The organism is Oryzibacillus soli, from assembly GCF_051594765.1.
In the GTDB taxonomy this organism is placed as follows: domain Bacteria; phylum Bacillota; class Bacilli; order Paenibacillales; family NBRC-103111; genus Paenibacillus_AR.
In genome coordinates this window covers 353,282-375,626 of sequence record NZ_JBPPGJ010000002.1, presented here as the reverse complement: position 1 = coordinate 375,626, position 22,345 = coordinate 353,282, and the positions used below count along the sequence as shown (strand labels likewise).

General features: G+C 60.5%; 21 protein-coding genes. 10 read left to right on the top strand and 11 right to left on the bottom strand.

Going from position 1 to position 22,345, the window contains the following annotated elements:
- Positions 1–137 precede the first annotated feature (137 nt).
- Together ACSEXW_RS03620 and ACSEXW_RS03615 are read right to left on the bottom strand one after the other, a co-directional pair.
- Entirely contained in the window at positions 138–878 is a 741-nt protein-coding gene (locus tag ACSEXW_RS03620) for a ferritin-like domain-containing protein (protein WP_438444728.1), read from the bottom strand.
- Between the two features lie 93 nt (positions 879–971).
- Entirely contained in the window at positions 972–1,430 is a 459-nt protein-coding gene (locus ACSEXW_RS03615; RefSeq protein ID WP_438444727.1) for a ferritin-like domain-containing protein, read from the bottom strand.
- A gap of 235 nt (positions 1,431–1,665) precedes the next feature.
- Here ACSEXW_RS03615 and ACSEXW_RS03610 point away from each other — a divergent pair, with 235 nt between their 5' ends.
- Both ACSEXW_RS03610 and floT read left to right on the top strand, forming a co-directional pair.
- Entirely contained in the window at positions 1,666–2,193 is a 528-nt protein-coding gene (locus ACSEXW_RS03610; RefSeq protein WP_438444726.1) for an NfeD family membrane protein, read from the top strand.
- Positions 2,194–2,206: 13 nt separating this feature from the next.
- Positions 2,207–3,736, top strand: a complete 1,530-nt coding sequence (floT, locus tag ACSEXW_RS03605) for a flotillin lipid rafts scaffold protein FloT (protein ID WP_438444725.1) — start codon at positions 2,207–2,209, stop codon at positions 3,734–3,736.
- Between the two features lie 59 nt (positions 3,737–3,795).
- On the opposite strand, the gene ACSEXW_RS03600 is transcribed toward floT, so the two are convergent.
- The 3 genes from ACSEXW_RS03600 to ACSEXW_RS03590 are packed head-to-tail and all read right to left on the bottom strand — an operon-like array spanning position 3,796 to position 5,655.
- Entirely contained in the window at positions 3,796–4,470 is a 675-nt protein-coding gene (locus tag ACSEXW_RS03600; protein WP_438444724.1) for an oxidoreductase, read from the bottom strand.
- Between the two features lie 16 nt (positions 4,471–4,486).
- Positions 4,487–5,272 (bottom strand): SDR family NAD(P)-dependent oxidoreductase, encoded by a 786-nt coding sequence (locus tag ACSEXW_RS03595; protein ID WP_438444723.1) that lies wholly within the window; start codon positions 5,270–5,272, stop codon positions 4,487–4,489.
- A 29-nt stretch (positions 5,273–5,301) separates the two neighbouring features.
- Entirely contained in the window at positions 5,302–5,655 is a 354-nt protein-coding gene (locus tag ACSEXW_RS03590) for an ArsR/SmtB family transcription factor (protein ID WP_438444722.1), read from the bottom strand.
- A 197-nt stretch (positions 5,656–5,852) separates the two neighbouring features.
- Here ACSEXW_RS03590 and ACSEXW_RS03585 point away from each other — a divergent pair, with 197 nt between their 5' ends.
- The 3 genes from ACSEXW_RS03585 (at position 5,853) to ACSEXW_RS03575 (ending at position 10,509) form a co-directional block, all read left to right on the top strand.
- On the top strand, positions 5,853–7,724 hold the full coding sequence (locus ACSEXW_RS03585; protein ID WP_438444721.1) for an ATP-binding protein: 1,872 nt from the start codon (positions 5,853–5,855) through the stop codon (positions 7,722–7,724).
- A 97-nt stretch (positions 7,725–7,821) separates the two neighbouring features.
- Positions 7,822–8,397, top strand: coding sequence for a TetR/AcrR family transcriptional regulator (locus tag ACSEXW_RS03580; protein WP_438444720.1), 576 nt, complete (start codon positions 7,822–7,824; stop codon positions 8,395–8,397).
- 81 nt (positions 8,398–8,478) lie between these two features.
- Complete coding sequence (locus tag ACSEXW_RS03575; protein WP_438444719.1) at positions 8,479–10,509, top strand: YhgE/Pip family protein; 2,031 nt, start codon at positions 8,479–8,481, stop codon at positions 10,507–10,509.
- 80 nt (positions 10,510–10,589) lie between these two features.
- On the opposite strand, the gene ACSEXW_RS03570 is transcribed toward ACSEXW_RS03575, so the two are convergent.
- Complete coding sequence (locus ACSEXW_RS03570; protein ID WP_438444718.1) at positions 10,590–11,786, bottom strand: MGDG synthase family glycosyltransferase; 1,197 nt, start codon at positions 11,784–11,786, stop codon at positions 10,590–10,592.
- Between the two features lie 121 nt (positions 11,787–11,907).
- Between ACSEXW_RS03570 and ACSEXW_RS03565 the strand changes: the two genes are divergently transcribed.
- Positions 11,908–12,882, top strand: coding sequence for a Gfo/Idh/MocA family protein (locus ACSEXW_RS03565; protein WP_438444717.1), 975 nt, complete (start codon positions 11,908–11,910; stop codon positions 12,880–12,882).
- Here the strand turns inward: ACSEXW_RS03565 and ACSEXW_RS03560 are convergent.
- Positions 12,873–13,088, bottom strand: a complete 216-nt coding sequence (locus ACSEXW_RS03560) for a hypothetical protein (RefSeq protein WP_438444716.1) — start codon at positions 13,086–13,088, stop codon at positions 12,873–12,875. The genes ACSEXW_RS03565 and ACSEXW_RS03560 overlap by 10 nt on opposite strands.
- Positions 13,089–13,232: 144 nt before the next feature.
- Here ACSEXW_RS03560 and ACSEXW_RS03555 point away from each other — a divergent pair, with 144 nt between their 5' ends.
- Positions 13,233–15,053, top strand: coding sequence for an ABC transporter substrate-binding protein (locus ACSEXW_RS03555; RefSeq protein ID WP_438444715.1), 1,821 nt, complete (start codon positions 13,233–13,235; stop codon positions 15,051–15,053).
- Positions 15,054–15,155: 102 nt separating this feature from the next.
- Positions 15,156–17,597, top strand: a complete 2,442-nt coding sequence (locus ACSEXW_RS03550; RefSeq protein WP_438444714.1) for a YcdB/YcdC domain-containing protein — start codon at positions 15,156–15,158, stop codon at positions 17,595–17,597.
- Positions 17,598–17,662: 65 nt separating this feature from the next.
- Here ACSEXW_RS03550 and ACSEXW_RS03545 read toward each other — a convergent pair whose 3' ends face one another.
- Positions 17,663–18,559, bottom strand: a complete 897-nt coding sequence (locus ACSEXW_RS03545) for a GNAT family N-acetyltransferase (protein ID WP_438444713.1) — start codon at positions 18,557–18,559, stop codon at positions 17,663–17,665.
- A gap of 130 nt (positions 18,560–18,689) precedes the next feature.
- Between ACSEXW_RS03545 and ACSEXW_RS03540 the strand changes: the two genes are divergently transcribed.
- Complete coding sequence (locus ACSEXW_RS03540; RefSeq protein ID WP_438444712.1) at positions 18,690–19,571, top strand: YihY/virulence factor BrkB family protein; 882 nt, start codon at positions 18,690–18,692, stop codon at positions 19,569–19,571.
- A 122-nt stretch (positions 19,572–19,693) separates the two neighbouring features.
- Positions 19,694–20,050 carry an EamA family transporter gene (locus tag ACSEXW_RS03535; protein WP_438444711.1) on the top strand — a complete coding sequence of 119 codons (357 nt, stop codon included), beginning with the start codon at positions 19,694–19,696 and terminating at the stop codon, positions 20,048–20,050.
- Between the two features lie 58 nt (positions 20,051–20,108).
- Here the strand turns inward: ACSEXW_RS03535 and ACSEXW_RS03530 are convergent, their stop codons facing one another.
- From ACSEXW_RS03530 to ACSEXW_RS03520, 3 genes are all read right to left on the bottom strand, one after another.
- Positions 20,109–21,035 carry a DMT family transporter gene (locus tag ACSEXW_RS03530; RefSeq protein ID WP_438444710.1) on the bottom strand — a complete coding sequence of 309 codons (927 nt, stop codon included), beginning with the start codon at positions 21,033–21,035 and terminating at the stop codon, positions 20,109–20,111.
- 117 nt (positions 21,036–21,152) lie between these two features.
- Positions 21,153–21,662 (bottom strand): hypothetical protein, encoded by a 510-nt coding sequence (locus ACSEXW_RS03525; RefSeq protein ID WP_438444709.1) that lies wholly within the window; start codon positions 21,660–21,662, stop codon positions 21,153–21,155.
- Between the two features lie 94 nt (positions 21,663–21,756).
- Positions 21,757–22,338 carry a thymidine kinase gene (locus tag ACSEXW_RS03520; RefSeq protein WP_438444708.1) on the bottom strand — a complete coding sequence of 194 codons (582 nt, stop codon included), beginning with the start codon at positions 22,336–22,338 and terminating at the stop codon, positions 21,757–21,759.
- Positions 22,339–22,345: the final 7 nt, after the last annotated feature.

Below are 22,345 nucleotides of genomic sequence, written 5' to 3'. Positions count from 1 at the left end.
GCTTCCTTTACAGTTAGGATGGAGAAGGTCAAGGCCGTTCTATGGGGAGTGTACCATAAGCCGGACAAAGAGAAAAAGACCGCCCGCTTCCATTCTTGCTGCCGCAAGATGGAGCGGGCGGTCTTCGTGCTGCACGATTATTGCAGATTCGGATTGATGCTGCGGGCGTCAGCGATGTTCCCGCGGCGGTCCAGCAGATGATTCATGCCGCGGACCAGTGTGTCGTCCTCGAGCAAGCTCCACAGATGGTAGCCCAAGTCCTCGCGTTCCACCAGGATGTCCTCCAGGACCTCGACGGTTCCGAAGTCCTTCAGCTGATGGGCCCGGTCGATGGTCTTGCGGAGCATCCCCTGAATCTTCAGCTCATGCTCCAGATCATTGCGCAGGAAGTCTCTCATGGTGTAACGTCCTTCGACCTCGTGCTTGATATAGGAGATCTCATGCTGAGTGACTGGATGGGCGGTGGGGACAACCCCGAGACGGGCCACGCGCTCGCCAATCTCATCGATATGCTCTTGGGTCTTGTCGATGTGCTCGGTCAGAAGCTCGTGAAGGTTCAGGAAGGACTCGGCACCTTCCGTCAGGAAGTGATGCTTGGTGTACTGGTGCAGGGCAACGTTCAGGGCGCAGAAATGCTCATCAAGCTGCAGGCCCATCTCCAGCCGGATCTCATGGGACAGGCTGATGCCCGAGCCCTCCATACGGACCGTGCGCGGCGCCTGCCGGAGGATCATATCGGTAGGCATGACTTGGGGATGCCCCGGCATGTTGGGATCGAAGCCGGACAGGTGCAGCTTGAACTCATCCTTGAAGGAATCCAGGTCTTGACGGACGGCGGACAGATCCGGATTCATGGCTTTTTGCGGTTCCAGGTTCATTCGGTTCGTTCTCCTTGGAATGGAATGGCATACCGCCTTATTGTGGCGCCGACCGCCGAATTTATACGGCTGTCTGCACATCGGCTCCTGTCTTTAGACGGGAGCGGCGCCGGCAGGCAGCCTTTCCTGAAGCAGCCGCGACAAGCGGCGGGCATGTTCCTGGTCCTGATCGAGAATATGACGGACCAGCGCTGCACTCTGCGGATCCAGCTCTCCCTCCACGATCTCGTGGGAGCGGTCCAGGGCGTACTTCTTCTCGGCGGTCAGCAGATCATGGAGGATGTCGACGGGCTGCTCAGGGTAGCCCTTCAGATTTTTGAAAGCCTCTTGGAGCTTACCGATGGGTCCGGTACCGTCAGCCGGCTCCCCTCCCAGCTCCTGAATGCGGCGGGCCACTGATTCTGCCTGACGGCGGGTTTCCTCCTGCAGCTTGCCGAGCTCCGCCTTCAGACGGCTGTCCTTGGTATGGGCGATATAATGCTCATACTGATCGATGCCCATATAGCGGCCCTTCAGAAACTGGTTTAACGCTTTCACCGTTTGTTCGGACATGTCGGGATCTCCTTTCCGGTTCGGGTATTAGTAGAATGGGTTCATTCCGGCGCTTATATGCGGCGGAGAGAGCCGCAGCCGGCTGGATTTCGGAGGCTCTCGACAAAAATGAACCGGGCCGGCGAAACGTCCGCCGGTATTCCGCGTATACCTTTACATAGACTGTAAGAGGTTCCGATTTATGTGCAGGATCGTCTTGCCGTAATCGTAGCACCGTCTAACCAGGAGGTGTTCTATGGAAGAGCTGTTCTGGTCATGCTTGGCGTTCGGGGTACTATTTACGCTGGTCAGCGTGGTTCTGGGCGATCTGGTGAGCCATGCGCTTGGGGGGGCTCTGGACTTCATGTCCGTGGATTACTTGAATCCCACGACACTCGCCATTGCGATTACCGTGTTCGGGGGCTCCGGCATCATGCTGTCCCGTTATACGCCTCTGCCGGGATTCGCTTCCCTTGCAGGCGCATTGGCGCTGGCGGGAGGGATCGGCTTCTTAGCCGCCAAGTACTACGTGAAGCCGCTGAAAAATACGGAATCGAGCACCGCTTATTCGATGCAGGGTCTGACCGGACGGCTGGGCGAGGTGCTGACCTCCATTCCGGCGGGCGATGGCTGCGGGGAGGTGCTCCTGAAGGTGGGAGCCGGCCATTCCAACCATATCGCTTCCAGCTTCGACGGAAATGCCATTCAATCGGGGGTGCGGGTCGTCGTCGTTCAAGTGAAGGACGGCGTTCTGTACGTATCCCGGTTTGAAAATAAAGAGTAAGGGAGAAGTAATGATGCCAGAATTTATGATTATTCCCGTTGTGGTGGTCGCGGTCATCGTTCTGCTGGGCCTGGCCTTCATGGCAAGGTACAAGACGGTGGGGCCGGACGAAGCCATGATCGTCACCGGCTCGTTCCTGGGCACCCACAACGTTTCGGTGGACACGGATGAGAACGGAGGCAAACGGATCAAGATCGTCCGCGGCGGAGGTGCCTTCATCTGGCCGGTGTTCCAGAAGGCGGAGTTCCTGTCGCTCCTGTCCCACAAGCTGGATGTGTCCACACCGGAGGTCTATACGGAGCAAGGGGTGCCGGTTATTGCGGACGGTGTGGCCATCATCAAGATCGGAGGCTCCGTGGAGGACGTGGCGACGGCCGCCGAGCAGTTCATGGGCAAGCCTATCGAAGCGCTGAAGGGGGAAGCCCAGGAAGTGCTGGAGGGCCACCTGCGGGCCATACTGGGCTCGATGACGGTGGAGGAGGTCTACCGGAACCGGGATAAGTTCGCCCAGGAGGTGCAGGGCGTCGCAGCCAAGGATCTGAAGAAGATGGGCCTCCAGATCGTCTCCTTCACCATCAAGGATGTCCGTGACAAGCAGGGCTACCTCGATGCACTCGGTAAGCCGAGAATCGCCGCGGTGAAGCGGGATGCGGACATTGCCCAGGCGGAAGCCATCCGGGATGCCCGGATTCAGAAGGCGAAGGCGGAGGAAGAAGGCCAGAAGGCAGAGCTCCTCCGGGATACCAACATCGCCGAGGCGGAGAAGAACCGGGAGCTGAAGGTGGCTGCGTTCAAGAAGGAGCAGGATACGGCCAAGGCGGAAGCCGACCAGGCATACCATATCCAAGAGGCCAAGGCCAAGCAGATCGCCGTGGAGGAGCAGATGAAGGTCGAGCTGGTCCGCAAGGAGCGGGAGATTGATCTGCAGCAGAAGGAAATTCAAGTCCGCGAGAAGCAGTACGACGCGGAAGTGAAGAAGAAGGCGGATGCCGACCGCTATGCCGTCGAGCAGAGCGCCGAGGCCGAGAAGGCCCGCCGGATGCGGGAAGCGGACGCGCTGTCCTACCGCATCGAATCCGAGGCCCGGGCCAACGCGGAGCAGAAGCGCCTCGAGGGCTTGGCGGTGGCCGATGCCGAGCGGGCAAAAGGTACGGCGGAGGCGGAGGTTATCCGCTTGAGAGGTTTGGCGGAGGCTGAAGCGAAGGAGAAGCTGGCCGAGGCCTTCCAGAAGTTCGGCGAAGCAGCCGTGCTCGACATCGTCGTCAAGATGCTGCCGGAGCTGGCGGCTCAGGTCGCGGCACCGATCGCGTCCATCGACAAGCTGACGGTGGTGGATACCGGCAAGGGAGAGGGTGCGGCCCGGGTCAGCAACTATGTGACCGAGCTGATGGCCACGGCTCCGCAGATGCTGAAGGACGTATCCGGCCTCGACCTGAACGGGCTGATCCAGGGACTGACGCAGAAGCATGCCGTCTCCGCCGGCTTGCCGGCCGGGAAGAGCGAGGCTGCAGCCGCAGCCGACCCGGCTCCTAAGGCAGAGTAACGGAAGAAGGCGCGCCCAGCCGCAGCAATGACGGCAGAGCGCGCCTTTTTGTTTCTCCTCTAACGGACTTCGGCTTCGTGCGCCAACGCCTCGAGATCCCGGTTCACATGCACATGGAAGCCCGGCTGTCCCAGGCGGACGGCGGCCCTCATGGCTGCCGCGACGGTGGCCGCATGGACCGGCTTATAAGGACGCAGCGGGCCGCTCCACAGGAAGGGGAGAGCCCGGCTCAGCTTGGAGGCGGCGGCCTCTCCCGTCCGGCGCTCCTGGCGCTCCCCCAGCAGGAGGGAGGGCTGGAATACATGGATGCAGGCGGGTCCGGATTCCCGGACCCGCCGTTCCATCTCCCCCTTCACCCGGTTGTAGAAGAAGGCGGAGCTCTCCCGGGCTCCCAGAGCGGAGATCACGGCGAATTGGCGCGCGCCTGCTTCACGGGCCAGCCGGGCGGCTTCAACCGGATAATCCAGGTCCACCCGGCGGAAGACTTCCTTCGAGCCGGCCGTCTTCATGGTCGTGCCCAGGCAGCAGAATACGGCGTCCGCCGCGAAGTCATCCTGATAATCCTCCAGGCGGTTATAATCGGCGACCACTTGGCGGAGCTTCGGATGCCCGGAGTCCAGAGGCCGCCGGACGAGAGCTATGATCTGCCCGTAGGACGGATCCTCCAACAGCTGCCGGACCAGCTGGGTGCCGACCAGACCGGTGGCACCCAGCACTAACGCTTGCTTGCTCATAGGACCGTATGCCTCCTTAGCTCTTCTCCTGGAATTTCTGAACGAGGGCAGGAACCAGCCTCCGGGGCATAAACCGGACGGACGAGGCGAGAAGACGGTTGCCGGCCCCGGGAATCACCAGCGGCTCGCCCTTCATCAGGGCCTCATACCCGGCGCGGGCGGCATCGGCCGCAGCCATGACCCGGCCCTGGAACAGCTTGGAGCCCTCCATCTTGGCCCGCTTCTCGAAGCCGGTCTTGGTAGGTCCCGGACACAGGGCGGTTACTGTGACCCCGCTAGGCTTCAGCTCGTGGGCGATGGCCTCCGAGAAGGAGAGCACAAAGGCCTTGGTGGCGAAGTAGACGGCCATCAGCGGTCCGGGCTGGAAGGCGGCAGTAGACGCCACATTCAGAATCCGGCCGCCTCGGCGGGCGACCATGCCCGGTGTGTAGAGGCGGGTCAGATGCGTCAAGGCGTTGACATTCACCTGGATCATGTCCATGGTGTCCTTCGCGTCCGCTTCTGCGAAGGGGCCGAACACAGCGAATCCGGCATTGTTGACCAGCACATCCACCGTGATGCCGGCCCTCTCGGTCTCCTCGAAGAGCTGGGCGGGGGCAGCGGGATCGGACAGATCGGCCGGAATGATCAGGGTCCGCGTGCCGTGGGTCGTCTCCAGTTCCCCGGCCAGACGCTTCAGGGCTTCTTCACTGCGTGCAGCCAACACCAGGGCGTAGCCGTCACGGGCGAAGAGCTTGGCCAGCTCCAGGCCGATTCCGCCTGAAGCACCGGTAATCAGCGCGGTGGGTTGAGTTGTGTTCATACGATGAACCTCCTTATCAGTTCGAAGGATTAAGAATCGTTCCGATCGGTCAGGCACTCGCTCTCCACCAGATTCAGCAGGAGACGGAGCTTGCCTGTAAGATCCTCCAGCGTAAGGCTGTAATACTGCTCGGTCCCCGATTTAACCGCCTTCACGATGCCAGCCTGGCGCAGAATCTTCAGGTGATGGGACACGGCGGGGCGCGAGAGGGGGGAGGATGCGGCCAGTTGGCTCACGTTCAGCCGTTCGGTCTGGGCCAGCAGGACGATGAGCTGTTGTCTCGCCGGGTCCCCTAAGGCCAGAAAAAGCGGCGTGCATTCCTGGAACATGGCCAATGCGTCACAGGAGCCGGCACCTTTGGGCGGAAACCGATCCGTCTCCATAAGTGGAATTCACCCTCCAATCGTCGATAAGTTTAAAAGTTTAAACGTATAAACATATTATATTCCTGCCAGACCCTTTCTTCAACATCAAGGAATTGTTATTATTCAGAAAATCATGTTCATTCCGGTCGCTTTTTAGTATGATATTGACAAATAGACATATTTCTACATTTTTCACCCAGAAGGGGACTGGGATAATGCGAACCTATAGAAGATGGTATGCTTTTGTTTGGATTCTTATCTTGCCCTTCCTGGCCGGATCCTTCCTCCTGTGCGGTCCGGTTGCTGCCGGGAGTGCGCAGACAGCCCAAGGGAGGCCGGCTGCCGAACAGACCTTTCGCATGGAGGCTTGGGAATATGCCTGGGAAACGCAAACGGCAGCCATTGGGGATGCTTCCTCTGGATGGAGCCGGCTTCCGTCTGCCGGCTGGCAGACGGCGGACACGCTCTTGAACCCCGACGGCCGCAACGGCAGCCGGCTTCTCTGGTTCCGGACCAGGCTTCCTTATGGCAGCGCCGCCGTGGGAAGTGTTCTTTTACAGGCGAGCCAGCTCTTCGAGGTTTACCTGGACGACGGACGGCTCATCTACCGACAAGGAGACCTGCCTCCCGGCGGCAGCCCCCAATATATCGGCACGCCTTCCCGCATCGTTCCCCTCCCGGAGGATGCGGACGGACGGACTCTGTATGTCCGGGTATATTCCCACAGCGGGGATATCGGCTTCATCCAACAGCCGGAGGTCGCGGCCGAATCCGCCATTCAGCTCGGGTACTTCCGGTCTCAGTCGCTTCGGCTGTTCTTGGCGGGCTTCTATATGCTGGTCGGCGGCTTGGCCTTATACCCGTTCTTCCGGCTCAAGCAGGTGCATCTCTTGTCCTTCGCCGCCTTCTCCGTCCACTTCGGCCTGTATACCGGGACCCGGACCGCATTGACCAATGTGCTGTGGGACAAGCCCGAATTCTGGATGATGGTGGAGCTAGCCTCTCTCATGCTGTCGATTGCAAGCGCCCTTGCCTTCACGGAGCATCTGTTCGGAGCGGGGCGGGGAAATCTGCTCCGGCGGCTGTGGAAGCTCCATGGCGTCTATGCGGCCGCATCCATCCCGCTGGTGCTGCTCCACGCGGTGCAGGCCGATCATGTGCTGCGGGTGTACCAAGGTCTGATCCTGGTCAGCATGGTAGCGGGGATCAACCGGATTGCCCGGACCGCCTGGACGGGAGACCGGGATGCCAAGACCGTCCTTCTGGGCATGACGGCGCTCTGCTTGACCGGAGCCTTCGATATTTTAAGGCAGATCGTGGCGGTGGACAGCAGAATTCCGGAGCTGGCGTACGGAGGGGCTTTCGTGTTTCTGGTCAGCCTCATCATCGTCATTATCCGCCGCCTGCTTATGATGCTGGCCCGGCTGACGAATACGGAGAAGCTGTCGGTGGCCGGTCAGCTGGCGGCGGGAGTGGCACACGAAATCCGCAATCCGGTGACGGTCATATCCGGCTATCTGCAGCTGATGAAGCGGACGGAATCCAATACCCGGATGATCGATATCATGCAGGGGGAGATCAATCGGATCCGTCTCATCATGAACGAGTTTCTCTTCCTGGCCAAGCCGGCGGAGCCGAAGTTCGCAGACCATACGCTGGAGGGGATTCTCCGGGATGTGCTTCAGCTGTTCCGGATCCAGGCCAAGACCGCGGGGGTCTCCATCCGCTTCCGTTGTCCCTCGGACTTCCCCGACCTCTCGTGCGACGATAATCAGCTGAAACAGGTTTTCGTCAACGTCATCAAGAACGCGCTGGAGGCCATGCCTGACGGTGGAGAGCTCTCCATCACGGTGTCGAAGCGGGATGGGGAAGCGCTGATTGTCGTAACGGACACCGGGTGCGGAATCCCTGACAAGGTGCTGGCCCGGATCGGCGAGCCCTTCTATACCACCAAGGAGAACGGCAACGGCTTAGGCATTATGATATGCCGCAGCATTATGGACAACCATAAGGGAAGCTTTGTCGTGACCAGCGCGGCGGACGTCGGCACAACCGTAACCATCAAGCTGCCCATCCGCAAAAAATAGCCCTTGCAAAAGGCTCGGCAACGTGTGTATAATAAGTCCTGACCAACTGACCAGATTTGTATTTTAGTCATTTTGTATAACGGGGAGGTGTAACGAGATGGCAGCCGACCGTAAAAAATGGATTTTGGAGGCCGCCTCCAAATCGTTCGCTCTCTTCGGTTACAAGGCGACCACCATGGACCAAGTGGCCAAGATCGCCAATGTGGGCAAGGGCACAATCTATACCTTTTTCTCCACCAAGGAGGAGCTGTTCGACGCCATCATGGTGGACGTGATCCAGGAGATGAAGCGGATCGCGGACCGGGCCATTAAGCCGGAGCTTTCCTTTACAGCGAATCTCCAGGAGGTGCTGAGCCAAGTTCTGGAGTTCCGCGGGAGCCACGAGCTCCTGATCAAGCTGCACCACGAGATCCAGGAGATGGGAACCCCAGCGGCGGAGGAAGGAATGCTCAAGCTGGAGAATGCGGTGCTCACCTTCTTGGAGGTTAAGGTTCAAGAAGCGGTGGACCGCAAGGAAATCCGCCCGTGCGACCCGCAGATTGCGGCCTTCGTCATGCTTCGGCTATACGTTTCCTTCGTGTACGATTGGGAGCGTAAGCATGAGCCCTTGACCAAGGAGAAGATCGCAGAGCTGTTCCAGCAGTTTTTGTTCGAAGGTTTGGCCGTTCGGTAACGGCCTTCTTTTTTGGACAAAACTGACCAATTGAATAGATTGGTCATTTATATAGAGAAGAGAGTAGAGGAGTGGATTGTTATGAAACAAAGCTTGCGTCATTTCGGTCATGAGCTGTATGCCATCATCCGCAACAAGAAGGTACTGATCTCCGTAACGGCCGTTGCCCTTATTCCGCTGTTGTACAGCTTCATGTTCCTGTGGGCCTTCTGGGACCCCTACGCCCGGATGGATGTGCTGCCGGTCGCCGTGGTCAATCAGGACCGGGGTGCCACCTTCGAAGGGAAGAACTTGTCCGTCGGCACCCAATTCACGGAGAAGCTGAAGCAGACGCCTACCTTCGAGTGGCACTTCGTGAGCCAAGAGGATGCCCAGGAAGGCTTGAAGGGTCATAAGTATTATATGGCCATCGAGATTCCCGAGGATTTCTCGGAGAAGGCCACCAAGGTGCTGGACCCGAATCCTCAACCCGCCGTCTTCCGGTACATGCCGAACGAGAGCGCCAACTTCCTGGCGTCCCAGATCGGCAAATCCGCCGTGGAGCGGATGAAGAGCGAGCTGTCCGCCCAACTGACCAAGACCTACACCGAGACGCTGTTCGGCAGTGTGAATCAATTGTCTGACGGCCTGGTCCAGGCGGCAGACGGCGCTACCAAGCTGGCCGGAGGAACCAAGAGCGTCGAATCCGGCGTGGAGCAGATCGACAGTAATCTGTTGAAGCTGAGCCAAGGGGCCCAGCCCCTGACCAACGGTGCCAAGCAGCTGGCCGCAGGCGCGGCTGAGCTGTCGAACGGCCTGGTCAAGCTGGAGGACGGCGCCGACCGTCTGAACGGCGGGCTTCAGCAGCTGGCCGACGGCAGCGGCGCATTGGCCGCCGGAGCCGAGCAGGCCGGACAGGGCACCGCCAAGCTGAAGGAGGGCCTCCAGGCCTCCTCCCAGGGGCTGGACCAGCTGAAGCTGGGCACCGAAGGCGTCGCCGCCGGTCTGCAGCAGTTGGCTGCCGCCCAGCCGGAGCTGGCTAAGGATCCGTCCTTCGCCAAGATGCTCGAAACGGCGAAGAAAACGGCCGCCGGGGCGGATGCCGCCGCCGCAGCCCAGAAGCAGCTGGCTACTGCCGCAGGACAGCTGGCCGAAGGCCAGAAGACCGTCAGCGGCGGGGCAGCCCAGCTCCAAGCGAAGCTGGTTGAAGCCAAGGCCGGCAGCCAGAGTCTGACGGACGGACTGAAGGTTATGGTACCCGCCGGCACCAAGCTGAAGAACGGCCTGAACCAAGTGACCGACGGCGTCAACCAGCTGGCTGAAGGAACCGTTCGCCTGAACGAAGGCGCCAAGCAGCTGGCTGACGGCGCCATGGCCGTGGCTGACGGAACTGACCAGCTGTCCGGCAAGCTGAAGGATGCTTCGAAGAAGACCTCCTCCATCCATGGCAACGACAAGCTGTACCAAGCCTTCGCGCAGCCAGTGGCCTTCGAGGAAGAGAAGATCGCCCAAGTGCCGAATTACGGCACCGGCTTCGCCCCCTACTTCCTGTCCCTGGGCTTGTTCGTAGGAGCGCTGCTGCTGACCATCGTATTCCCGGTGAAGCAGCCCGCCATTCCGCCCAAATCCGGCTTCAGCTGGTTCTTCGGCAAGCTGTCCACCATGCTTCTGGTCGGCTTCCTCCAAGCGGTCATCATGTCCGGCGCCATCCTGTGGGGCTTGGGTTTGGAGCCGCAGAACACGGCCATGTTCTTCGTGTTCAGCATTCTGACCAGCTGGACCTTCATGATTCTGATCCAGATGCTGGTGACGCTCTTGGCGGATCCGGGCCGGTTCGTGGCCATCGTTCTCCTGATTCTGCAGCTAACCACCAGCGCCGGCACCTTCCCCGTGGAGCTGATCCCGGTTCCGCTCCAGCGCTTCACCGCCTGGCTGCCGATGACTTATACCGTTCAGGGTTACAAAGCGGCCATCTCCAGCGGAGCCATGGATGACCTGTCCCGCAGCGCAGCGGCGCTCGGCATCTACATCGTCCTCTTGGCCGGCACGACCCTGGTGTACTACGTGCTTCACTTCCGTCGCAACCGTTCGGCCGGAACGCCGGAGATCGGGCACGGAACCGTAACGGCATAACCTGTAAGGTAAGCAAACACCCCTGGCGCCTCCGATTCAAGACCGGAGAGGCCAGGGGTGTTGTCGGTTCTATAGGGACCTTAAGCGGGTCCGGGCTTCCACCGGGTCCGCACGTAGGCGGCCTGCTCCGGCTCGGTGCGGGCCGCTTCGGCGATCTCGCGGACCGCCATCTCCGCCGAGCGTCCCCGGGCGAGGAAGCGGACCCGCTCCTTCATCCACGCCAGCTGCTCCGGATGGTCCAGGAGCCGGCGCAGCGTATGGACGAACTCATCGGCTTGTCCCGCTTGGACGGCGGCTCCCATGCCGGTCAGATAAGCCGCATTGTCATATTCCTGGCCCGGCAGCGGCTTGTAGAGAAGCATGGGAAGCCCCATGGCCAGCGCTTCGGAGGTGGTCAGCCCGCCGGGCTTCGTAATCAGGAGATCCGCTGAAGCCATCAGCTCATGGACATGCTCGATATAGCCGGTTACCACCAGCGGGTGGGGGTAATCCTGCATGTCCCGGAGCAGCCGCTCCTTCAGCCGGTCGTTCCGGCCGCAGACGATGACGGCCTGCATAGGCCGGGCTCGGAGCTCGGGAGCCTGCAGGAGCTTGGCCCAATCGCCGCCGATGAGCCCGTAGCCTCCGCCCATGATAACAACGGTGGGCAGGCTGGGGTCGAGTCCGTGCTTCAGGCGCAGCTCCCTGCGGTTCATTTCCCGGTGGAATTCTTTGCGGACCGGGATGCCGGTGACGGCAACGGCGCGCTCTGGAACGGACCATTGGCGAAGCGCCTGACGGACCCGCTCGGAGCCGACGATGTACCGGTCGGTGCCATCATGGACCCAATAGCTGTGGTAGGTATGATCCGTGATGACGGTGATGATGGGAACGGCGGTCCTGCCCTTTCGCTTCAGCTGGGCCATGGCGGCCGCGGCGGAAGGGAAGGTGCAGACCACCGCATCCGGCCGGAACTCCTCCAGGAGCGCCATCAGCGGACGGTGGGGAACCAGCCGGAAGCTCTTGAATATACGGGCCATGGCCGTATCGTCCTTGGTCATACGGAAGAGCCAGCCGTACAGCCAGGGGAGCTTGGTGATCCACTGCATATAGCAATATTCGGATAGACGGTGGGTACGGGGGCGTGTCCGCTCGACAATGTCCACGACGCGGATCTTGGCCCCGGGAAGCAGCCGGTGGGCTTCTTCGGCCAGAGCCGCTGCCGCTTGGCGGTGGCCGTCGCCGAGATTGCCCGTTAGGATCAGGATCGCGGTCCGGCCGTTTCGTTCGGAGCTCATCGGGTTTTGCACCTCATTTACGGGATCGTCCCGTTTGGCTTATCATGGGAGATAAGAAAAATCCCTTTACGATTATCATGATACCCTACGGGAAGAAGAAAAGAAAGGAAGGCGATCGGACTTGAAGGAAGCGATCAGATGGGGCATCATCGGCTGCGGGGCCGTGACCGAGGTGAAGAGCGGTCCTGCGCTGCAAAGGGCGGAGGGCTCGGCCTTAACGGCCGTCATGCGGAGAAACGGGGAGCTGGCGAAGGACTACGCCGCCCGCCACGGGGTGCCGAAGTGGTATGACCGGGCGGAGCAGCTCATTGCGGACCCGGAGGTGGATGCGGTGTATGTGGCGACTCCGCCGTCCTCCCACAAGGAGTATGCGTTGGCGGCCGCACGCGCCGGCAAGCCGGTATACGTCGAAAAGCCCATGGCGATGAACGCCCGGGAGTGCGAGGAGATGCTTCACGCCTGCCGGTCGGCAGGGGTGCCTCTCTATGTGGCGTATTACCGCAGGGCGCTGCCCCGTTTTTTGAAGGTGAAGGAATGGTTGAAGGAAGGGCTGATCGGCGACGTCCGCTTGGTTCGGACGGTTCATCTGGCGAAGGCCATGCCGAAGGACAAGGAAGGCATCTGGAGGGTCGATCCGGCCATATCGGGAGGCGGGCTGTTCCTGGACGTGGGGAGCCATACCCTCGATCTGCTCGACGGCTTGCTCGGGCCCATCCGGGATGTCAGCGGCCACGCCTCCAATATGGGCAGCGGCTACAAAGCGGAGGATACCGTATCGGGACGGTACGTGTTCGAATCGGGTGTCCATGGGACGGGAATCTGGTGCTTCAATGCTTACGTCAATGAAGAGTACAATGAAATTGTGGGAACCCGGGGGAGCATCCTGTTCTCCACCTTCGCAGACCGTCCGCTGCTGCTTCGCACGGAAGACGGGGAGCGCCGGGAGATGGTGGAGAATCCGGCCCATATCCAAGAGCCGTTGATTCAGACGATTGTGGACGAGTTGCTTGGCAGAGGCACCGCTCTAAGCACGGGGGAAACGGCTATAAGGACGAGCCGCGTCATGGAGGAGATGGTTCGCGGCTATTATGCCTGACAAGGAGCGAAGGCCTGGCAGCAGACGTTATGGTCCTTGCCGGTACAGACCGGATTCGAATGGGCGGCGGGGGCTTTTTTGGGCTCCTGCTGCTTTTTTTCATTCGTTTGGCGGCTGCCGTTCCACCAGCCCTTGCGCGCCTCGCGCTCCACGCTCTTGTTGTGCTGCTCCATGGACTTCTCCAGGAAATAAGGATTTTGATACATGTGTGTTTCACTCCACTCTTTTTATTTTGTTCAAATCTTTGTCACATCCTTATTTTTACATGAACAAAAGGGGATAAAAAGAGTATAATTGGTTATAATCATTTCCTCTTTTGTGGAACACCTTGTGGGAAAGGCGGTGCGGGCATGCAGTTGGTGGAATATTATCACCGGATGCACACGGAGCTGGACAGCTCTTCGGAGGAGATTACCGTGACGCTGGAGGAGCTGGCGGGCCTCTTGTACTGCTCCGAGCGCAATGTGAAGCTGATCTTAAAAAAGATGTCCGATCAAGGCTGGATCGAATGGATTCCGGGCCGGGGCCGGGGCAACCGTTCGACCCTGCGGCTGTTGACGGGCTCGGGGCTGCTCCTGTTGGAGGAAGCCCGCCAGTATGTCCGGGACGGGAACGTGAAGGGAGCGATGGAGCTGATCAACCTCCGGGGCTTCCAGTCCTCCCTGAAGGAGGAGTTTCTCGACTGGCTGTCCGGCTACTTCGGCTACCAGGAGGTGGGGGAGCGGGAGAAGCGGCTGGATACGCTCCGGCTTCCCTATTACTCGCCCATCCTCTCGCTGGATCCGGCCGAGATGCTCTTCGCGAAGGATCTGCACCTGGTGAAGCAGATCTTCGACACGCTGGTGCGCTTCGATCCGAAGGAACGGACGTTGAAGCCCCAGCTGGCCCACTTCTGGGAATCGGATCCCACCGGCCGGATCTGGACCTTCTACCTCCGCAAGGGAGTCCGCTTCCACCATGGGCGGGAACTGACGGCGGAGGATGTCGTCTATACGATCGACCGGCTGAAGAAGAGGGAGTATTCCGCCACGAACGGCTGGCTGGTCCGGCCCATCAGCCGTGCGTCGGCGCCTACGCCGTATACGGTGCGGGTGGAGCTCTTCGAGCCCAACTACATGTTCCTGCATTACGTTTCGGCCGCCGGCTTGTCGGTGCTGCCCCGGGATGTGTACGGCGGCGGGGCGGCCGGCAATGTGGACCGTTATCCCATCGGGACGGGTCCCTTCCGGGTAACCCGTCATGATGACTGCGTCTGCATCCTGGATGCTTACCCGGACTATTTCCTGGACCGGGCACTCTTGGACCGGGTGGAGATCTGGATCATGCCGAGCGACTGCAAGCCCCAGCCCGAGCAGCAGCGGATGAGGATGGAGGTGGACCTGGACACGAGCACCAACTGCGACGTCGGGGCCGGCCAGTACGTCTGTTGCCCGGCTAACAAGATCATCACCAAGCTGGAGCAGGGCTGCATCATGCTGACCTTCAACATGAAGCGGGACGGACCCCAGCTCCATCCCCGCTTCCGGGAGGCGGTCCACCGCCTGCTGGACCGGGAGGCCATGGCCCGGGAGCTCGGGGAGGGGGAGCTGTTCCCGGCCCAGGGCTTCCTGCCGCCGGATCCGCCGGTCCTATCCGACGACAGCTTCGATCCGGAGGAAGGGCTCCGGCTGGTCCGTGAGTCGGGCTACCAGGGGGAGCCCTTCCTGCTCCAGCTCACCCACAAGCACGAGCCGAGAGGGCGGTGGATCGCCGGGCAGCTGGCCCGGGCAGGCATCCGGACGCAGCTGGAGTTCGTCTCCAAGCTGGAGGCTTGCACCACGGAGCGGATGCTCGGTGCACATGCCTTCCTAGGCGGTGTGGTGGCGGACGAGGATCTGGACATGGCGCTCTTGGAGATGTACCAGATCGACAACATGCCGATTCAGACGTACTTCGCCGAGGAGCTGCAGCAGGAGCTCAACAACGGGATCACGGCCATCCTGCGGGAGCCCTCGGAGGAATCGCGGAAGGTTCGCATCCGCGAGCTGGAGACGGCGTTGAAGCGGGACCATTACGTGCTGTTCCTGCTGCATCCGATCGCCAAGACCACCTTCAGCTCGGTCATCAACGGCGTTTCGGTCAATTCCCTGGGTATGGTGAATTTTAAGGACTTGTGGTTCCAGCCCCAGTAGGACCGGTACGGAAGAAAAATCTTCATCCTCTGAAACCTTTTGGAGAACGCCTTCGTCTAGGTAGGCAAAGGCAGTCAACCCAAAGGAGGATGTACTTCGTCTATGAAATCCACCCGTAAAGCCGGCATCATCGGGATCAGCGCCGCACTGCTGTTATCCGGGGCTCTCCCGGCAGCCGCTGGCCCCTCCATTCTGGCCGCCGAGGGCAGCGCGTCAACCAATGCCGCATCCACCGCCAAGCCCGCGGCCTCTACGGATGCGGCGGTTTCGAAGCCGTCGTCCGCCCAGCTTCCGACCGATACCAAGATCAAGAAGGACGAGGCCATTACATTGGCCCGCCAATACGCCCAGGTGCCTGAGGATTACACCGTGGAGAGCGTCAACTTCCAGGCGGTTCCCGGGGGCAAGGTGCCAGGAGGCTCCGGCAGCAGCTGGGGCATCCACTTCTCCAAGATGAAGGGCGACCGCTATTACGGCAACATCAGTGTTTCCGTCCATGCGGACACGGGCAAGCTGCTCCACTTCTACAGCTATTCGAGCGATCCGGAGAGCCGGCCCAGCTATCCGCCCAAGACCGGAATGAAGGACGCGAAGGAGCTGGCCGAAGCGTTCATCGCCAAGCTGTACCCGGCTGAATTCAAGGAAACCCGGTACAACACAACCTTCGAGGAAAACTTCCGCACGCCTCTGAACGGGGACGTCCGCTACACGTTCCGCTATGACCGTACGGTTAACGGCATCCCGTTCCCGAACAACGGTCTGAGCGTATCAGTGGACGGCAATGGCATGCTTACGGAATTCAACTACAATTGGGAAGCGGACGCCCGTTTCGATGACGTCTCCGCAGCCCTGAGCAAGGAGAAGGCGCTGGAGCTGTGGAAGCAGCAGTCGAAGGTCGTAGCATCCTACTACAGGCCTTATGACAACTTTAAGAAGGAGATCCCCCTGATTCCCGCTTACCAGCTGAATGCCGTTGCGCTGGATGCGGTCACCGGCAAGGTGTGGCCGGAGAACAACCGCTCCTCCGACGTCACGTCCCCGCTGACGGAGAAGCCGTTGGGCTCCGCACCGAAGCCGGGCGGGCTCTTGACCCAGGACCAGGCCATCCAGGCCGTCACCTCCACGTTCAAGCTGCCCGAGGGAGCCGTTCTGGAGAATGCGTCGTATAACGAGAGCAGCATGGGACCGTACGGCGGCAAGCAGGAAGGGACCTGGAACATCAACTGGACCGTACCGGAAGGCAAGGAGAAGAGCAAGGATACGGCCAAGATGCTGCCCTCCAAGTTCTACATCTATGCGGCGGTCAACGCTACGACAGGCGAGATCCTCTCCTTCAACTCGAACCCCTCCTACTATCCCGCTTCCCAAGTGGAAGCGAAGGACGAGAAGGTGACTTACGAGGCAGGCAAATCCCAAGCGGAGGCGCTGGTGAAGAAGCTTCTGCCTTATCGGACCCATCAGCTGGTTCCCGTCTATCAGGATCCGTCGGCATACCCGGAGACCCTCCGTTTGACGAAGCTGGTTCACGCCTACACCTATAAGCGGGTAATTGATGGCATGGAAGCGGGCGGAGAGACCGTGAACATCTCCATCGACCGCAAGACGGGCGAGGTTGTCAGCTTCAACAACGGCCTGTCCGACACCGCTTATCCGGACACCAAGCCGGCTCTTCTGGATCCTGCCAAGGCGCTGGACCTGTGGTTGGCGCAATACAGCCTGGAGCTTCAATATACGGTGAAGAACGCAGGCGGAGGCATCTATCCTTACGACATCCCCATTGAGAAATACAACCTGATGGTGGCCGCCGGGGAGATTCCGCCTTCCACAACGGGCGAGAAGGTCTCTTATTCCTTGATCTACACCCCGGTTCCGAAGAGCCAATCCACCTTCAATGTGTTCATGGATGCGGTAACGGGCGAATGGAGAACCATGAACAACGGAGCCAAAACCGTCATTGGCAAGGTTCGCGCCTCCGACACGGAAGGCCATTGGGCCGGCCGTGAGATGGACCTGATGGTGGAATACAACGCTCTGGAGCTTACAGAGGGCAAGGTGAACCCGGATAAGGTGGCCACCCGGGGCGAGATGATCAAGATGCTGCTGACGGCCATGAACGGAGGCTACTTCTACGCCGCCTACGACAGCGCCCGTCCGGCCTCCTTCGCCGATGTGAAGAACGGCAGCTCGTTGTTCGCTTACGTGGAGAACGCGGTGGACCGGAACCTGATTGACCGGAACCCGGACGGCAACTTTAATCCCGACCAGCCGATGACCCGCGAGGAGATGGCAGAGCTCATCGTCCGCGCTCTGGGCTATAACGAGCTGGCCAAGAAGAGCAGCCTGTTCCGTCTTGATATTGCGGACTCCGGCAGCGTGACCCACCAAGGGCACGTGGCGCTGGTCCTGGGCTTGGGCATCATGTCCTCCTCCAGCGACGGGCTCTTCCTGCCCCAGGAGGAAGTGACCCGCGCCCAAGCGGCGGTCGCCTTCTTCCGCTACCTGGAGCAGCGCGGCAGCCTGCAATCCCAGCCGATTCTCTATTAATACGCATATACCCAAAAGAGGCTGAACCGGAAGCACCGGTTCAGCCTCTTTATGTTGGGACGGCCTTAGCGGACGTCCAGCTTGTAGTAATCATTGACGTAATTCTCGCGGAAGCCGCAGCTGTGGTACAGCTCCATGGCCTTGTGGTTCTCGCAGGCGACCTCCAGGGACATGCTGCGCAGGTCGTAGGCGGCGGCGATGCGGATGGCCTCCGTCAGAATCCGTCGCCCGTATCCCTTGCGGCGGTGCTGCGGCAGCACGGAGAAGCCGAAGAAGTGGGCATTGCGGTCCCGGGTATGGATATTGATGCGGCCCACGGGCTCGCCCTCCGGGGTGTAGGCGATATACGGCCATTCCTCCTCCGGCGTGGCCAGGATCATCTCGACGAGAGACACGCCATCCGCCTCGGACATCTCGAAGCCGCCGGAATCCAGGCGGATCATGAGCTCCCGGTCCTCCGGCCCGGCACGCCGGAGATGGACCAGGGCTTGTCCGGCTTCTCCGGGACCTGCAGCGGCCTCCGGCTTCGGCATCTCCTCCAGCTTCATGCCGAATTCGGAGACCGTGAAGACGGCTCCCGCCGCCTTCAAGAAGCGCTGCGCCGACTCGGAGCGGTGGGGGCAGACGAAGAGTATCTTCGGCACACGCTGCCTCCGGGCCGATTCCATGGCACGCTCCAGCAGCGCCCGGAAGATGCCGGTTCGCCGGTAGCCGGGATGGACCATGCCGCCGGCCTCGGCCTCGTTCGGATTGAAGTGGTACAGAGCCAGGAAGCCGACGAGGCGGCCGTTCTCGTACCACAGGAAATCATTCGGTTCCCCGTCGGGGCGTTTCTCCAGCATGCTCCAGTTGAGCTTCAGCTCGATGCCTTCGGCGGCGTCGCATACCCGCGCCAGCTCCCGGACCTCGATCAGCTGACGTTCGTTCATATGCTTCGGAATGGTCAAACCATGTCTGATCAAAAGTCGAGCCTCCTACCGATTGAATGCGGCCCGTACGGGCTGGTTGCGTGAGCTTGCGGCCGCCGGAAGTATTCCATGCCGCAATGCAGGCCAAAATAACGGGTATCCGATTCCTGGGGGGTACGCCGTAATGTGGAAGAGACTGATCCGATTTCTGGAGGATCTGTATTGCAGGTATGAGGACGATGAGGTTGCGGCGCTGGGGGCGCAGATGACGTACTACTTGATCCTGTCCTTTTTTCCCTTCCTCATCGTGCTCCTGACGCTGGCGGGGCTAACCCCGCTGTCGGAGGAGGAGGTCTGGTCCAATCTGGCCGTGATGCTGCCCGAGGCCACATTCTTGGTCATCTCCGATATTATCCGTCAAATCGTCAAGGAACGCAACGATGCCTTATTGTCCTTTGGTATGTTAGCCACCCTGTGGGCTGCCTCCAACGGGCTGAACGCCATCGTCAAGGGGCTGAACAAAGCCTACGACGAGCAGGAGACCCGTCCCTGGTGGAGGGTCCGGGCCATCTCGGTGGTGTATACTCTGGCGGTGGTGCTGGTGCTGATGATCACCATCGCCCTGCTGGTCTTCGGGCATCTGCTGGGGAAGCAAATGTTCCGGCAGTGGGCTTTTCCGGCTACGTTCGAGACGGTATGGGACGCGGTCAAGCTGGCCGTTACGGTCAGCATCGCCTTCCTGGTGTTCATGCTGCTGTACCGGAACGCCCCGAACCGGCGGCTGAGCTTCCGCAGCGTGCTGCCCGGAGCGGGCTTTGCCAGCGTAAGCTGGGTGGGCATCTCTCTGGCTTTCGCCGCCTACGTCAATCACTTCAATACGTATGCCAAGACCTACGGCAGCATCGGGGGCGTCATCGTGCTCCTCGTGTGGCTCTACTTAAGCAGCACGATCATCTTGATCGGCGGGGAGATCAACGCCGTCCTGATCTTCAACAAGGAGGGCCGCCGGAAGCCGAAGTGCAAGTCCTTCAGCAACCGGGTCATGTTCTGGAGGAAAGAGAGTTGAGATATTCGGACAAGGGGAGTCATATAGTGGTACTGTCCGGCATTTTCGCCATAAAGGAAGGGATAGTCCATGCAACCGGTCCGTCTGCCAAGGAAGCACGCCGCCCGATCGGGGGAGCCGCTATGATCCGATTGATGCTGATGTCCGTATTCCTGGGCTCCGTCGGCCAGATTCTCATGAAGTCCGGCTCCGACCGCCTGGGTTCGTTAACCTTGTCCCCCGACACCCTGTGGAGCGACCTGACCCGCATCGCGCGGATCCCCGAATTCGGGATGGCGCTCCTGCTTTTCGGAGTCAGCTCCCTCATCTGGATGAAGGTGCTCTCGAAGAACCCGCTGACCCACGCGTACCCGCTGGGCAGCATGAGCTACGTGTTCGTTATGGTCTTAAGCGCGCTGCTCCTGAACGAGGCGCTGACCTTGAACAAGCTGCTGGGCGCTCTGGTCATCATCTCGGGAATCATCATCATGCACCGGTAGGGGGCAAAAGCAAACCGCCGGCCCCAAGGACCGGCGGTTCATGTTCATGTGACGGGGCTTACGCCGCCGTGGAAGGCGTGCCGCTCTCCCGCTGCTCGTAATGGACCCGATTGTGGCGCAGGAAGAACCAGACGCCCCAGATGATGATCAAGCCTGCGGCGGCCTGCATCGGGTTCAGCTTTTCCCCGAGCAGGAGGTAGGCCAGCAGCGTGGCGCCAACCGGCTCGCCGAGCACGCTCATGGAGACGGTGGCGGCGTTCACGTACTGCAAGAGCCAGTTGAACAGCACATGCCCGAACACGGTGGGGACGACGGCCAGGAGAAGGAAGATGCCCCAATCGCGGGCACCGTAACCGGTCATCGGCGTAGAGGTCAGCAGGTTGTAGAGGAAGAAGGCGGCCGCTGCTACCGAGAAGACGGTAATGCTGTAGAGCAGAGTCGGGATACGACGCGCCAGGCTCTGACCGATCAGCATGTGGACCGCCACGGCGGCCGTGCCCAGGAAGGACAGGAGGTCGCCCTGGAGGGCTCTCGCGGATATGCCCACATCGCCCCAGCCGATCAGTCCGGCGCCGGCGATGGCGGCGGACATGCCCAAGACGGCCCGGGCTGTGGTTCTCTCCCGGAAGAGCCAGTAGGCACCGGCCAGCACGAACATGGGCTCCAGGGAGAGCAGGATGGTGGAGCTGGCGACGGAGGTGTACCGAAGGGACTCCATCCACAGGAGGAAGTGGAGCATCAGGAACACCCCGGAGGCTCCCATCATGAGCCAATCCCGGAGTGTGACTGTACGGAGGTCCGGGCGCTGGCGCAGCAGGAAGGGAAGCATCAGGAGAACGGTCAGTACCAGCCGGTACATGGCCAGTATCGACGACGGGGCCGACGACCAGCGGATGAAGATGGAGGAGAAGGAAATGGCGGCGATGCCCGCCAATAAGAGCAGGGTCAGGGCCCATTTGGGCAGTGGAGCGCGTGTGGCGTTCATAGTCGGCGTCCTTTCCGGATGAATGGAACGTTGTTCAATTCACCCAGTATAGCCCATTGAGCCCCTCCCGTCACCAGGATCCATCAAAAAAATAAGGGGCCCCAAGCTGGCGGGCCCTTATTTTTTTACGTTATCCCGGTTGTCTGCTGCTCCCGGCGTGCCCGGCGCGCCGCCGCTTCTTTTGTCCCCGTTGCCGTTGAACAGCGCCTCCGTCAGATGGGTCAGCTTCTCCATGAATTTGCCGTAGCCGAAGCCGGCCAGGAACGATAGGCCGATCCGCGCCGGGATCGAATCGCCCGCCTGCAGGAGCAGGATGCCGCTGTCCAGGAGGATGATGAGCACCATGGCGGTGCCCCCGCACATATAAGGCCGCATGAGATACCAATAGATAAACCGTTTCTGAAGCGGCTGGTCGTAGAATTGATGGAAAGCCCGTACGGCATACAGCGTTCCGCCCATGCAGCCGGCCAACGCATAGATGACATAGACCCGGATGCCGGCCCAATCGTCGCCGTTCCAGCCGGAAGCCATATCTCCGCTGATGAGCCACAGCAGACCCGCGCTGCTGCCTACGAACCATAAGGATAAATAGATGAAGATCCAGAGCTTCCAAAGGTTGTCCCGCATTTGACGCCACCCCCAGGCGGTAATGCTTCATGATATGCCAAAAAGGCCCCCGCCGGAACGGCAGGGGCCCAGTAGGCCGGATTATGGGCTCGTTTCAGGCACGGGTGCCTGCTTTGACTTTAAGCGATTTATAGCATTTGCGGCAGACCGGAATGTAGCTCTCATTCCCGCCGATCTGAATCTGCTCGCCTTCGAATACGGGGATGCCGTCCTTGCAGCGCATGTTCATGACCGCCTTGGAGTTGCAGTACCAGCAGACCGTCTTGATCTCCTCGATCTTGTCCGCGATGGCGAACAGATGGAGACTGCCCTCGAAGAGCTGGCCGAGAAAATCCGACCGGAGCCCATAGGCAATGACCGGAATGTCCAGATCGTCGCAGATGTCCGTCAGCTGGCTCACCTGGGCCTTGTTCAAGAACTGGCATTCGTCAATCAGGACGCAATGGGGCTTCTGGGCTTTGGCCAGGGCGTACATGTCGGTGTGCTCGTCGATGATGACCGCCGACTTCTGCATGCCGATCCGGGAGGCCACCGTTCCGGTGCCGTAACGGTCATCGATGGCGGGGGTAAAGAGGAGCACGCCTTTGCCTTGTTCCTCGTAGTTGTGGGCGGTGCGCAGGACTTCAATGGACTTGCCGCTGTTCATAGTGCCGTAGCGAAAATACAATTTAGCCAATCTGCAT